Below are 12,046 nucleotides of genomic sequence, written 5' to 3'. Positions count from 1 at the left end.
ACAAATAATTGTCCGAACATTTGAAGAGCGAACTTAGGCCAAATGTTAATTTCTTCGATAAAAAGTGAGTGCCATACGTAGATCAACGTTAAGCTCCCGATATCCACATTACGGTGTTACATGTGCAAAATACTGCTCATAGATACAACCTAAAAACTAATTCAACTCTACCCTGTCTTCCCAAATCAGCTCACCGTCGAGACTATGCAAGGTCACTCGGTAATTACCGGAAGGAAGATAAAGTGGTAATTGCTCACCGGCATCGGACTGAATACGGTCGGCAACATAGCCTTTATCAGTATTGTAAGCCTGAAGTATGACGGGTGTATTCTCAGGCCAGTCCGCTTCATTTGGAATATAGGCGTCTCCCAGAGCCTTCCTAAAATAGCCGATGGTTGTTGGTGGTGCTTTAGGTACCCGTATTTGGATATCAACGTTTTGCACGCTTCCGACATTGATGATATCGCCATCCTGCATGTACGCATAACTGGCTAGTGGATTATTTTCGTCGCCGCTGTACGGGCAGGCTGTTGTATCGATAGTCAGCGGATTAATACCATGGTCGTTTTTCAAGAAGTCACTCATTGTGCGGTACTTACCGCCGGGGTATTTAAGTGGTGCTTCGGCAATGTGCGCCCAACCGGCAAATATCAGGAACCGGGCGTTGTCATCTGCCTGGGCTATTTGTTCTAAGATGTTCTCAGCTTGCTGCTTATCTCTGAATGCAAAGCCTTCAGCAAAGTCCATCTCGTCCGGCGTGCTCTTTTCTGCCTCGTACCCGAACACCTTAAAGCCTAGCGCCTCAGCCTTTTGGATGAGGTTAGACATCATCGACTCCTGAAAGTAAAACTCCCTGGCTGCTTTCTCACCAGGCCCAAAAGCTTCAAAGCCAACGTGTGTAAACCCTTGATCTTTAAACCAAGGCAGCCACTTGGCGACCAGCGCTCTTGAAGCCACATTGAAGTGGTTTTCATTCACCATAACAACCTGGTGATCCGCGACATGCTTTTTCACCAAAGGCGTTGCTGGCATTTTTTTGACCGAGCTATCCAGCTTGCAGTGAATCTTCTCAGTATATTTAGTCAGGAACTCATAGACCTTATCAGAGCGACCCAGCATGGTATAAATTTGCGCTTCGTTTTGCGGGTTTCTGACGTAATCAAGTAACGTATTAATGCGCCCCTGTTCGAGGTAAGGAGCGATATCAGAAAGAGGGTTTTCTTTTGTTTCTGCAGACACCATTAAGGGTACACACAGTAACAACGCTAGAAAAGGACGCATAACACAGACTTTTGTTATTAAGTTGTTACTCAACGATAGCGCACTCAATTATCTTAAACAATGAGTTTGCCGTAAAGTAAAACCAACCCTTTACACTCACTTTCGAATGAGCGAGTGATCTAAAACCCTCTCTTACGCTATAGTACAAGGAGTCTTGGTAAAGGAGTATTGCGCTTATGAGAAAATGGATCTGGATATTTGCGACAGGAGTTTCCGCTGTAGCGGTTAATGTCCAGGCGCAAGAACTCTCAAATATGCAGCAATGCCTGCTGGGTAAAATGAATGACGCCAATGCTGAAGTCACTATTGCGGATGTTCGGGCTCAGTGTGAAGAAGAACTTCGCTCTGCTGAGGACGAAGACATTGTTGAAGTCGATGCCGTTGAGCAACCCGGCGCTTTAACCAACCGCATGAAAAGTGAGCAGGTTACTCAGTTTGACCCTTATGTTTTAACTCCGCACCGTCGCAATTATTTACTGCCGGTAATTACCAGTAACAACATTAACCGCGAGCAGTATGCGAGCGTAGATGGTTATGAGCAAAACCTTGAAGACTACGAAGCAAAGTTTCAGTTCAGCTTTAAAGTGCCTTTCAATAGAGAAAGCTTGTTGTTTGAAGAAGATAAACTTTTCTTCGGTTTAACCGTGCAGTCGTGGTGGCAGGTGTACTCCGATGATATTTCCAAGCCGTTCCGTGAAACCAATTACATGCCTGAAATTTTCTATGCCACACCAACCGGCTGGCATCCTTTTGGCACAAATACGGGGGTCGTTTTTGGTGCCGAACACTTATCAAACGGTCGCAGCCAGCCTTTGTCGCGTAGTTGGAACCGATTTTATGCGCAGTTTTTTGTTGAAAAAGGCCGTTTTGTTTTCTCCCTAAAACCCTGGGTACGCTTACAGGAAAACAGAAAAACCGACCCTATGCAGTCCAGCGGAGATGACAACCCGAACATTACCGACTACGTTGGCGACTACGAATTCACCACGGCTTACAGCGATGGTGACTTTGAATACATTCTTCGCCTTCGCCATGCCATTGATACCGGCAGAGGGTCAGCAGAACTCAACTGGACCTTCCCTATTGGCGGTAAATTTATAGGTTATACCTCAATATTTACCGGTTACGGAGAGAGTCTCATTGATTACAACCATAAACAGACTCGCTTTGCTATCGGCATAGCTTTAAACAACATTCTATAACGCTTAAATGGATAAAAGCGGCTGGAGCAAGAAGATACTCCAGCCGTAACGCCAAGGTACTAAGCCATTCCTTTCATCGACTGTAGCGAACGTTCGACTTCGCTGTCGCCTGCCATTAAATCAAAAGCTTTATGCTCAGTTCCATTTTCGTCAAGGCAGCGGCGCAGAACGCTGGCAACATCTTCACGGGGCACAGAGCCCGGTGCCAGTGAATCACCGACAACCACTTTACCGGTCGCCTCTTCGTCCGTTAATGCCCCCGGGCGAACAATGGTCCAGTTAAGGTTTGTACGCATCAACTCCCGGTCTGCATAATGTTTTGCAGCATAATAGGGAAGTAAAGAATCGGCCCAGTTCTCCCGGTTATTCGACTGCCAGGCACTGACCATGACATAACGCTGAACTCCGGCTGCTTCTGCTGCCTCCATAGTTTTTACCGCACCGTCTAAATCAACCAACAATGTTTTATCGTCACCGGTACTTGCACCTGAACCAGCGGTAAAGACCACGGCATCGACGCCGTCAAAAAGCGCCTGCCACTTTGAAACCGGTCCTTCTAAATCGCCTAATTTGGCAGTAACACCTCGTTCCTGCCATGCCTTTTGCTGCGCTTCTTTACGCACCACCGCAATCACTTCATGTGTCTTCGCGTGCTGCATTTGCTCAACCAAATGCTGACCTATTTTTCCATTCGCTCCAATAACAGCTACTTTCATCATCCACCTCCATGAGTTTTTCTCTGTCTGATTCTACGTAACTTTTACTGAATTTAGATCGCCATTTTACTGACATTTACAAGTAGCATAAGGCTTGTAGGCATTACGACAGAGCACTGTCATATGACAGGCTCAAAACTGACGTCACGCTATTTTTCTAACACTGGTAGCTTTATTCAGCACACGAAGAGTGTATTCTTTAAAACAAATAAAAAGGTGAATCGCAATGAAACAATCTCTGACTGAAAAGCTGTATTTAGCGTATCGTTTTGAATTTGAGCATAACGGCCATACTATTACGGCAAATGCTTCCAGCCTTACCGGTAAAGAAGAAATTCTGGTCGACGGCGTGTCGGTATCAAAAAAACGTAACCTGGGCTTATCCAGTCGCCATCAGTTTCAGGTTGATGGCACTTCGTACGAACTACGCTTCAATGTGACCGGTTTTCTGTTCTGTCGGGTGGAATGTACTTTGATGGCGGACGGCAACGTCATAAAAACCGAAACTCGTTCCGCTTTTGATAATAAGAAAGTTTTTATCCGTAACCTCATTTTATTTTTTCTGGCCGGTATGGCCTTTGGTTATTTAGCAGCCACCATAGCGCTAAAGGTAATGGGGTAAGCTATGCAAATTGATGCAGCTAAAGCCATAGAGCTAAGGAATAAAAGAGGTTGGACACAGCAGCACCTGGCGGATGCCTGCGCAGTCAGCTTACGGACGATACAACGCGTGGAAAAAGATGGCATAGCGTCACAGGAGACCGTTGCAGCCCTGTGTAGTGTGTACGAAATAGAGCGACAGATTATCGGAGCAGACTCTGTCACAAAACCCAAAGTCAGTAACGCAGTAAATCAGCAACGGTCACCGAGCTGGTTAGATGCACTGCCCATGTTAATCACACTGCTGTTAGGTATGGCTATTGGTATTGGCTTAACACTCTGGCTAACTAACCGCTAATGAAAAGTGGGCATAAAAAAAGGCAACCCGAGGGTTGCCTTTTTAGACTTCGAGGCGCGTAATTACAGCGCTACGATGTTCTCAGCCTGAGGACCTTTAGGGCCTTGAGTTACTGCGAACTCAACGCGCTGGCCTTCAGTTAAGGTTTTGAAACCGTCGCTAGAAATAGCGCTGAAATGTGCGAAAACGTCTGCGCCGTTTTCACGTTCGATGAAACCGAAGCCTTTTGCTTCGTTAAACCATTTTACTGAACCAGTAATTTTATCAGACATAATATATCTTCCTGTAACTTTTAAGTATGTGGCCGTTAAAGGCCGATGATGCGGGTAAAAATAAGAACTTAGAACTACAGGACGATGGTATTAATAATAATAGGTCAACGAAGTGGAGTTTTTTAACTAACTGTCTTTCTATCTATCCGACGCAGTGGAGTCTACGCCTATTGCACTGTGAGTCAAACGATTTATCACTTTATTTTAATAATAAATTTATGCATCAGTGTCATCCGCCCAGACAACACAGTTACGACCTGCCCGCTTAGCCTTATACAGCGCCTGATCAGCCCTTCTGTAAATACTGGAAACGTCATCTTCCGCTCGGCTTTCCGAGGCGCCAATACTGACTGTTGGGTTAATAATTTCCCCTGAATCGAGCGTAATGACTGTCTCTTCTACCGCCTGACGCACTCTTTCCAGTACTTGCGTCGCACTATCATGGTCGGCGTAAGCCAATACCACCATAAACTCTTCACCACCCACCCGGACAACGCTGTCGCTGCTACGAACGGCTTCTGACATGGCTCCGGTGCCTGCAATTAGTACTTTATCACCCACATCGTGCCCAAAAGTGTCATTAATTGCTTTAAAGTGGTCAAAATCGATAACGGCAACAACACATCCGCGCTCATCGTTTTTCCGTATTAAGCTTTGCTCAAGTATTTCCATGCCCGCCGAACGATTCTTAAGTCCGGTTAACGCATCGGTATAGGCAATAACCGCCATATCATCCCGCTGCCGGATTAGGTCCGAACGAACCTGTTGCTCAGCAATAACGGTTTCTACCGCCGTGCCCATCATTCTTACCATTTCGACTTCAAGCTCACTGAAAGGCTCAGCCCGTCTGTTTTTACGGGAAAACCCTAAAATGCCCCAAGTTATATCGTTAATAATAATAGGCGTACCAATGTAGGTCTCCAGGCCGTAAGTCTGGAAACTGGAGTGATCTTTAAAGCGTGGATCTTCTGAAGCGTCATTGGTATGAATTAAATTATTGGCCTTAAGTACCACCGAACAATAGGTTGTCGCCAGAGGTAATTGCGTACCGGCTGGAAAATCCATTTTTGCGGTTTGCGCCCATTCAATGGTGTAAGTCTCGTTTTTAATGGAACTGGCGGTACCAATATCAACACCTAAGTAATCCACACCGACTTTTAGTAACTCATCAATGGAAGCAGGGTCAATCCGGCGTCCACGTTTATGAATCACTTCATGAATGGTGCGCATAACATCAACCGATGCGTAATAATCGCTGACATCTTCAATAAGAGCATAAAGACCAATGACCTTACCTTGCTCATCAAATTCAGGCAGGTAGCGAATATCCAAAAAACACTTACGTCCGTTTCGGAAAGTAATAACGTCTGAAAACTCTAGCTTCTCACCACTAGAAAACACACGGTCATGATTTGGCTTTACCCGCTGGTAAGATTCGTCACTCAACACGTCGGTTACCGGTCTACCCAGCATGTCATCCGGCGTTAAATCAAAAAACGAGGCATAAGCCGTATTCACAAAGCGAAAACGTCTTTCAACATCGACATAAGCCACCATCGTTGGCAGCTGTTCAATAATTCTATGAGTAATACGGTTTGTTGACATAGCGCCTCATCGCTTTAAAACTCAAGGGTACGAGCCAGCATAACTGCTAACGATACTAACTAACAGTGTAGCAAAGTGTCGTAAACTATTCGGATAAGATTGCCTTAAAGAACTCGCTACCCTTACGGCGGGCAAACTCTATATTTCGTTCCGGAATGGATTCTGGGTCATCGTAGCTTTTCAGCGCCTCTTCAATGCTGGCTTCACGCAGCAGGTGTAAGGTCGGGTAAGGAGCCCGGTTGGTGTAATTAGCCGGATCATCTTGTGGTTCACCGTCAAAACAATAGTCGGGATGAAAATGCGCCAGTTGATAAACGCCCTCGTAACCCTCTTCAACAAGCAATGCATCGGCAATATCAACCAGAGTCAGAAAGTCATAAAAGCCTTCAAACCCGGAAGGAAGAATAAGCAATGTGGTTTCAGTTTCAGGCGTCGCGTCCAGGTGGTTAACTTCATCCAGTAATTGTTGCAGCACGGCTTGAGGTTCGCGCTGAGCAGCTGTCACATATCGAATACTCTTACGCTCAACTTCGCGGCGCGCGAAAGGGCAGATGTTGTACTTTACAATCAGCTGTTGCACCCAATGGCGGGTTTGCTCAATAATCTTAGCTGTATCAGTCGTCATTTTTCGTATCTTTTCCGAAAAGGAAGCCACTTTGCCATGAAATCGCTTGAACTCAAAGTACCGCCCGTGCTGGTTGTTGCCGTTGTTGCCGGGCTAATGTGGTTAACCGCCCATTACACGGAAGCCTTTAACCAGTTTTATGTTGGTCAGCGCGCTGCCGCTATTTTCCTATTGGCATTAGGCGTGTTATTACCCTTGCTGGGTGTTATTGGTTTTCGACGTGCACAGACAACAGTAGACCCACGCGACCCTGCCAAAAGTACAGAACTGGTCACCACGGGTATTTATCAGCGAACGCGGAACCCAATGTATTTAGGCTTTTTCTTTTTGTTAATGGCGTGGGGCGTTTTTCTGGGTAGTGTGTTTTCTTTATGGGGCTTAGCGTTGTATGTGGCTTACATGAACCGCTTTCAGATTATTCCGGAAGAACGTATTCTGACAGAAACCTTTGGTGAAACTTATAAAGATTACTGTCAGAAAACTGGCCGTTGGTGGTAGGGCCGCTTAATTTAAAAAAGCTGCCGCCGTTTTAAGCTCCGGCCCAGTAGAATGAGGCCCGACAAGCTAAACCAGAGCGCAGCGGTTGCCGCAACAATGTTCAGAAGGCTGTTAAAGTCCCGTTCACCGCTGTAGTCCATAAAGTGTAAACGGAACATCCAGTCACTTAACCACCAACTGCTGTTACGGTGATCAATCACTTCGCCGGAGGCTGCGTCTATGTAGGCACGCGTTGCAATGTCATCGCTGAAGGTCACTCTAAAGCCCTTGCTCCGCCAACCAATAATCTCATCACTTCCGGTTACGGCATGCACTTGTTCAATACGGCCAGGGCCATTGTAGCTTTGTCGAGCCAGCTCAGCTGCCAGCGGTGCCGAGGTCTTCCAGTCTTTTCCTGTGAGAGCATTCACATAATGCTTTTTACCATCGGTTGTTGTAACCACGTACTGAGCGGTACCCGCAACGGACCGTATTTCCAGACTTTGAACATTCTCAAAACGTTCAATTAACGCGCTTTCCGGGTAATAAACCGGACCTACGGCCTCTTCAGTAACGGGTTGGAAATAGTCATGGGCTGCCAGCTTCTCATGACCCAACCAACTAAAGTACAAGCCGCTAGCTAACCATATAAATACCTGAATAAAAATAACCAGGCTTAACCAGCGATGCAGTTTGCGCATAAACCTCATACTGACCGCCTTCTTTTTTTACGTGGCCGATAATGAAAGTAAAGCAAGGCAATGCCACTTATCAGAAACAAGCCATTAGCAATGCTAAACGCTTTTAACCACCAGGTTTCAATGTCCACCCTGTCCTGATAATCCATAATATGGAGCATCCAGAAGAAGTCGAACATCCGCCAGAAATCATGACGCTTGGTTACAAGCTCACCCGTCGCCGCTGAAAAATATAAAGTAGCACCGGCCATATCATTAAAGTCCACTCGCCAAACGGGTAATAAGGCAGGGTTCAGCTCACCCGGGGCTTTGTCTTCAATAAAACTGACCTGGGCTTTTGTGTTTTCGTCACCGGTATAATGCTGTCGCGCTATGTAGCCGATGTCCATTCGATCAAGCTCTATCGGCTCAAGAGACTCAGCCATAAGCAACTGTGTGCCAGCCTTGCTCTCAACGCTATAAACCGGTTGCAAAGATCCATCTATCCACTGCTGTATTAAGCGAACCGACGTGGCCTCGGGGTTTTGTTCCAACACCCAGCTTATTGGAGAGTTTAAGGTATTTTTAGCAATAGGCTGCTCAAGCTCTTTCACCAGGTGATTACCGTGAATAAAGCTCAGATCAAAATACACCATATAGGCACCGCTAATACTCCATACCACCAGCTGTAAGCCGACAATAAGAGATAACCAGCGATGCCAGACTCGCCATTTTCTTGGATTCATAAGGGTTATCCGTACCCACCTTTTTATTATAAGGCGTTAAAATTATAGGGTCGCCCTGCAAAAGTCAAAGCAGTTCTCTAACTCTCTGCTTTAATTGAGGAATAACTTCGTCTTCAAACCATGGGTTCCGACGTAACCATAAGTTATTTCGTGGGCTAGGGTGCGGCATAGGCAATAAGCCCGGCCAATAACTTTTCCAGTCTTTTACTCGCTCAGTCAAATTGCGCTTTGGTTCATTTAAATGCCATTGCTGAGCATACTGGCCAATAGCCAGCGTCAGTTCTAAATTAGGTAACTGCTCTAACAGCTGATTACGCCAGGTTGGAGCACACTCCGGACGCGGTGGCAGGTCACCGGACTTCCCTGTTCCCGGGTAGCAAAGTCCCATAGGAATAATAGCCAGTTTTTCTGGGTCATAGAAGGTTTCTCTATCGATACCCATCCATTGCCGCAACCTGTCGCCACTTGGGTCATCAAAGGGTTTGCCGGAGGCGTGTACACGTCTGCCAGGGGCCTGACCTGCAACCAGAATACGGGCTTTAGGGGTTAGCTGAACAACCGGTCTGGCACCTAAGGGAAGCTCCGGCTCACATAAAGAACAGGCTCTTACATCACGCAGTAATTGTTGCCAGTGCGGCGGCTCTTCCCATTTCATACCCCTGCTCCAACAGTTTTTTGTCCTGAGTAAAACGCCCCACCGGAAAGTCAGCGGGCGGTGCTAACACCGTCATATTACAATCCGTTGGTGGATTATCAATGAAGTTAATTGCGTCATTATACACAGTGGAGCGTCTGGCAACCGCGTCAAATAAAGCAGGATGATGTTTAAAAAAGCGCTTCATAAAGGTCGGCAGTGGTCGTATTTTTTTCCTGAAGCCACGGGGCTGAGACAAAATAACGGTAATGTCCCGGGCCCCCATTTCATAGGCTTTAATCACCGGAATAGAGTCGGCCAGACCACCGTCTGTCATAGCCGCGCCGCCAACGGTGGGGAAGTCTCGGTAAGCCAAAGGAATAGCGCAGGACGCCGGAAAAAGTTCGTGCAAATTATCGGCTGTCACCCGGGTGTAAACTGGTAAGCCTGTATCGACGTTGGTGGTAACGACATACAAAGGGCGATTTTGCTCAAGGTAATACTGAGTACTCAACGGCACTTGCTCAAACGAAGCATGCCATAGCCAGCTGACATCGCAAAAGTGACCACCTTTTAAAAATCGCCGCCAATTAAGAAACTCGGGCTGCAGTGCATGCTGCAAAAGAATCTTTCGGTTACGTCCGTGGTCGCCGGCAAGAAAGCCAATCAGGTTGGTTGAACCTGCCGACACACCAATCGCAAAATCAAAGTCTGTATGCCCGGCTTCAAGAAAGCCGTCCAATACGCCTGCGGCGAAAATACCGCGCATAGCGCCGCCTTCAACCACCAGTGCTTTGTTACCTTGCTCTTGCGTCATACACTCGCTTATTTCTCAATGCTCTTTATTTCTCAATACTCTTTACTTCTCAATAAAGGCCTGCTCAATCACGTAATCACCCTGGCGACGTGATGTAGCTTTTGTGAAGCCACGCTCATTCAGTATTGCCATTAAGTCTTGCAGCATAGCGTCATTACCACACAACATAAAGCGGTCATGCTCAGGGTTAATGTCGGGCATACCAATGGTTTTAGTCAAGGTACCCGACTCCAGCAAGTCGGTAATGCGTTGTTGATGAGCCTCGTCACGGAATGGCTCCCGGGTAACCGTTGGGTAGTAGATTAGCTTTTCGCGCACCCAGTCACCAAAGTACTCATTGCTTGGCAAGTCTTCGCCAATTTCTTTTTGATAAGCCAACTCTGAAACCCAGCGAACACCGTGCACCAACACAACTTTATCGTACTGTTCATAAATATCAGGATCTTTAATAACGCTCATAAAGGGCGCCAGTCCGGTGCCTGTACTCAGCAAATACAAATTTTTGCCGGGTAGCAGGTGCCCCGGAACCAGAGTGCCTGTTGGACGAGTGGACAGTACTACCTCGTCACCCACCTGAATGTGTTGCAGGCGCGATGTCAGGGCGCCGTCCGGCACCTTGATACTGAAAAACTCAAGTTCTTCTTCATGGTTTGCGCTGGCAATACTGTAGGCCCTGAGCAAGGGCTTCTCTTCCAGCTGCAGACCCATCATCACAAACTGGCCGTTTTCAAAGGTGAAACTTGGCTGACGGGTGGTTCTGAAGCTGAATAAGGTATCGTTCCAGTGGCGTACCTGAGTCACTTTTTCCGCAATGATACTTCTCATAACTATTCCTCATTGGCGATTTTGTGCGCATCATAACATAACGTGATTAAATCTAAATGAGAATTTTTATCATTAAGTATTGCAAATGAGAATAGTTTTTATATAAGATACATTCACTGATGTTTGTAAAGGATTAAAAAGTCATGGCTCGACGCTCGAGTAGACGCAAAGGATGGTCATTAAAAGACTGGCATTGGATAAGTTCTGCCATCTGCCTCATTGGCATGCTGTTGTTTTCAGTTACCGGCATTACGCTTAACCACGCCGGCTGGATAGAGTCTGCGCCCAGCGTCGAAAGCCATGAAAGTTCTCTCCCACAAACGGAATTGGCCCGGTTGGTGAATGCGTCAGGGAATGACGTTCTGCCAACTTTTTTTCACCGCTGGTACGAAGATAAGACACAAAACAGCATCAGTTCAAATGCCGAAATAGAATGGAATGACTACGAATTGTACGTCGCCATGCCCCGACCTGGCGGGGATAGCTGGTTCAGCGTCGATTTAGCCAGCGGTGCCTTTTATTCAGAAACCACCGATCGCGGCTGGATTGCCTACTTCAATGATCTCCACAAAGCGCGTAACACCGGGCTTTTCTGGAGCCTCTTTATTGATGTATTTGCCATTGCCAGCATTCTGTTCACTGTTACAGGGTTATTACTCTTGAAAAAATACAGCAAAGGGCGAAAGTCCACCTGGCCTTTAGTTCTGGCCGGATTCATCATTCCCTTATTTGCCATTATGGGTTCAGCACATGCCGCTGACAATGAACTCACCGTGGAAATTCCTCGCTTATCGGTTGCCGAATACCACGCACCTTACCTGGCGGTATGGCTCGCTAACGATCGTCACCAGCGAGTTGTCGACATTGCCGTCTGGTATGACGTAAACCTGAAAGACAACGAGGGTGAGAAGTGGCTGAAAGACATGCGTCAATGGTGGCGACGCAGTGGTCGCATGGCCGACATGCCTATTGATGGCGTGTCAGGTGCAACGCGCCGCCCTGGCAATAACCGTGTGGACTTAACACCTTTACTGACTCAATTACCGGAGCTTGAAGCCGGCCAGTATTACTTATACGTAGAGGCAGCTCGTGAACTGGGCGGCCGTGAAATGTTGCGGCTGCCATTGTCTTTACCAATTGAAAGCCCAATATCCATCTCAGACACCGGCGAGCATGAGCTTGGTCGCGTGTCATTAAAACTGGAGCCTTAA

At 46.8% G+C, this 12,046-nt stretch carries 15 protein-coding genes; 5 read left to right on the top strand and 10 right to left on the bottom strand.

Going from position 1 to position 12,046, the window contains the following annotated elements; genetic code table 11:
- Positions 1-156: 156 nt before the first annotated feature.
- The gene (locus ACP7FG_RS09135; RefSeq protein ID WP_439226198.1) at positions 157-1,281 is read right to left on the bottom strand and encodes a hypothetical protein; all 1,125 of its coding nucleotides are present in this window, start codon (positions 1,279-1,281) and stop codon (positions 157-159) included.
- Positions 1,282-1,457: 176 nt separating this feature from the next.
- On the opposite strand from ACP7FG_RS09135, the gene ACP7FG_RS09130 reads away from it, so the two are divergent.
- Positions 1,458-2,483, top strand: a complete 1,026-nt coding sequence (locus ACP7FG_RS09130) for a phospholipase A (RefSeq protein ID WP_439226197.1) — start codon at positions 1,458-1,460, stop codon at positions 2,481-2,483.
- Positions 2,484-2,542: 59 nt separating this feature from the next.
- Here ACP7FG_RS09130 and ACP7FG_RS09125 read toward each other — a convergent pair whose 3' ends face one another.
- Positions 2,543-3,202 carry an SDR family oxidoreductase gene (locus tag ACP7FG_RS09125; RefSeq protein ID WP_417442811.1) on the bottom strand — a complete coding sequence of 220 codons (660 nt, stop codon included), beginning with the start codon at positions 3,200-3,202 and terminating at the stop codon, positions 2,543-2,545.
- A 223-nt stretch (positions 3,203-3,425) separates the two neighbouring features.
- Here ACP7FG_RS09125 and ACP7FG_RS09120 point away from each other — a divergent pair, with 223 nt between their 5' ends.
- Positions 3,426-3,821, top strand: a complete 396-nt coding sequence (locus tag ACP7FG_RS09120) for a hypothetical protein (RefSeq protein ID WP_224798401.1) — start codon at positions 3,426-3,428, stop codon at positions 3,819-3,821.
- A 3-nt stretch (positions 3,822-3,824) separates the two neighbouring features.
- A complete protein-coding gene (locus tag ACP7FG_RS09115; protein ID WP_199495090.1) occupies positions 3,825-4,157 on the top strand; it encodes a helix-turn-helix transcriptional regulator in 333 nt (110 codons plus the stop codon).
- Between the two features lie 62 nt (positions 4,158-4,219).
- Here the strand turns inward: ACP7FG_RS09115 and ACP7FG_RS09110 are convergent, their stop codons facing one another.
- The 3 genes from ACP7FG_RS09110 to ACP7FG_RS09100 all read right to left on the bottom strand — a co-directional run bounded on the left by ACP7FG_RS09110 (position 4,220) and on the right by ACP7FG_RS09100 (position 6,659).
- Complete coding sequence (locus ACP7FG_RS09110) at positions 4,220-4,429, bottom strand: cold-shock protein (protein ID WP_054490368.1); 210 nt, start codon at positions 4,427-4,429, stop codon at positions 4,220-4,222.
- A gap of 216 nt (positions 4,430-4,645) precedes the next feature.
- Positions 4,646-6,034, bottom strand: a complete 1,389-nt coding sequence (locus ACP7FG_RS09105) for a diguanylate cyclase (RefSeq protein WP_439226196.1) — start codon at positions 6,032-6,034, stop codon at positions 4,646-4,648.
- 85 nt (positions 6,035-6,119) lie between these two features.
- On the bottom strand, positions 6,120-6,659 hold the full coding sequence (locus ACP7FG_RS09100) for a DUF1415 domain-containing protein (protein ID WP_222235972.1): 540 nt from the start codon (positions 6,657-6,659) through the stop codon (positions 6,120-6,122).
- Positions 6,660-6,695: 36 nt separating this feature from the next.
- Here ACP7FG_RS09100 and ACP7FG_RS09095 point away from each other — a divergent pair, with 36 nt between their 5' ends.
- The gene (locus tag ACP7FG_RS09095; protein ID WP_222235973.1) at positions 6,696-7,157 is read left to right on the top strand and encodes a methyltransferase family protein; all 462 of its coding nucleotides are present in this window, start codon (positions 6,696-6,698) and stop codon (positions 7,155-7,157) included.
- Positions 7,158-7,168: 11 nt separating this feature from the next.
- Here the strand turns inward: ACP7FG_RS09095 and ACP7FG_RS09090 are convergent, their stop codons facing one another.
- The 5 genes from ACP7FG_RS09090 to ACP7FG_RS09070 all read right to left on the bottom strand — a co-directional run bounded on the left by ACP7FG_RS09090 (position 7,169) and on the right by ACP7FG_RS09070 (position 10,835).
- On the bottom strand, positions 7,169-7,837 hold the full coding sequence (locus ACP7FG_RS09090) for a PepSY domain-containing protein (RefSeq protein ID WP_236690636.1): 669 nt from the start codon (positions 7,835-7,837) through the stop codon (positions 7,169-7,171).
- A gap of 5 nt (positions 7,838-7,842) precedes the next feature.
- A complete protein-coding gene (locus ACP7FG_RS09085; RefSeq protein WP_054490376.1) occupies positions 7,843-8,559 on the bottom strand; it encodes a PepSY domain-containing protein in 717 nt (238 codons plus the stop codon).
- 64 nt (positions 8,560-8,623) lie between these two features.
- Positions 8,624-9,214, bottom strand: coding sequence for a uracil-DNA glycosylase family protein (locus ACP7FG_RS09080; protein WP_439226195.1), 591 nt, complete (start codon positions 9,212-9,214; stop codon positions 8,624-8,626).
- Positions 9,171-10,010: a patatin-like phospholipase family protein gene (locus tag ACP7FG_RS09075; protein ID WP_054490384.1), complete on the bottom strand. Its 840-nt coding sequence runs from the start codon at positions 10,008-10,010 to the stop codon at positions 9,171-9,173. The genes ACP7FG_RS09080 and ACP7FG_RS09075 overlap by 44 nt, the downstream gene beginning before the upstream one ends.
- 42 nt (positions 10,011-10,052) lie before the next feature.
- Entirely contained in the window at positions 10,053-10,835 is a 783-nt protein-coding gene (locus ACP7FG_RS09070) for a ferredoxin--NADP reductase (RefSeq protein ID WP_054490386.1), read from the bottom strand.
- A gap of 143 nt (positions 10,836-10,978) precedes the next feature.
- On the opposite strand from ACP7FG_RS09070, the gene ACP7FG_RS09065 reads away from it, so the two are divergent.
- Entirely contained in the window at positions 10,979-12,046 is a 1,068-nt protein-coding gene (locus ACP7FG_RS09065; protein ID WP_439226194.1) for a PepSY-associated TM helix domain-containing protein, read from the top strand.

Origin of the sequence: Idiomarina sp. ST10R2A5 (assembly GCF_051842325.1) — a bacterium.
Classification (GTDB): domain Bacteria; phylum Pseudomonadota; class Gammaproteobacteria; order Enterobacterales; family Alteromonadaceae; genus Idiomarina; species Idiomarina abyssalis.
Note: the sequence above shows the minus strand (reverse complement) of the source record. Positions and strands in the feature narration are given on the sequence as shown.

Excerpts from the sequence above, each read along its gene's own strand:
- ACP7FG_RS09105 (WP_439226196.1), bottom strand. The coding sequence starts at position 6,034 with ATGTCAACAAACCGTATTACTCATAGAATTATTGAACAGCTGCCAACG.
- ACP7FG_RS09085 (WP_054490376.1), bottom strand. The coding sequence starts at position 8,559 with ATGAATCCAAGAAAATGGCGAGTCTGGCATCGCTGGTTATCTCTTATT.
- ACP7FG_RS09130 (WP_439226197.1), top strand. The coding sequence starts at position 1,458 with ATGAGAAAATGGATCTGGATATTTGCGACAGGAGTTTCCGCTGTAGCG.
- ACP7FG_RS09070 (WP_054490386.1), bottom strand. The coding sequence starts at position 10,835 with ATGAGAAGTATCATTGCGGAAAAAGTGACTCAGGTACGCCACTGGAAC.
- ACP7FG_RS09090 (WP_236690636.1), bottom strand. The coding sequence starts at position 7,837 with ATGCGCAAACTGCATCGCTGGTTAAGCCTGGTTATTTTTATTCAGGTA.
- ACP7FG_RS09120 (WP_224798401.1), top strand. The coding sequence starts at position 3,426 with ATGAAACAATCTCTGACTGAAAAGCTGTATTTAGCGTATCGTTTTGAA.
- ACP7FG_RS09080 (WP_439226195.1), bottom strand. The coding sequence starts at position 9,214 with ATGAAATGGGAAGAGCCGCCGCACTGGCAACAATTACTGCGTGATGTA.
- ACP7FG_RS09100 (WP_222235972.1), bottom strand. The coding sequence starts at position 6,659 with ATGACGACTGATACAGCTAAGATTATTGAGCAAACCCGCCATTGGGTG.
- ACP7FG_RS09115 (WP_199495090.1), top strand. The coding sequence starts at position 3,825 with ATGCAAATTGATGCAGCTAAAGCCATAGAGCTAAGGAATAAAAGAGGT.
- ACP7FG_RS09075 (WP_054490384.1), bottom strand. The coding sequence starts at position 10,010 with ATGACGCAAGAGCAAGGTAACAAAGCACTGGTGGTTGAAGGCGGCGCT.
- ACP7FG_RS09125 (WP_417442811.1), bottom strand. The coding sequence starts at position 3,202 with ATGATGAAAGTAGCTGTTATTGGAGCGAATGGAAAAATAGGTCAGCAT.
- ACP7FG_RS09135 (WP_439226198.1), bottom strand. The coding sequence starts at position 1,281 with ATGCGTCCTTTTCTAGCGTTGTTACTGTGTGTACCCTTAATGGTGTCT.
- ACP7FG_RS09110 (WP_054490368.1), bottom strand. The coding sequence starts at position 4,429 with ATGTCTGATAAAATTACTGGTTCAGTAAAATGGTTTAACGAAGCAAAA.
- ACP7FG_RS09065 (WP_439226194.1), top strand. The coding sequence starts at position 10,979 with ATGGCTCGACGCTCGAGTAGACGCAAAGGATGGTCATTAAAAGACTGG.
- ACP7FG_RS09095 (WP_222235973.1), top strand. The coding sequence starts at position 6,696 with ATGAAATCGCTTGAACTCAAAGTACCGCCCGTGCTGGTTGTTGCCGTT.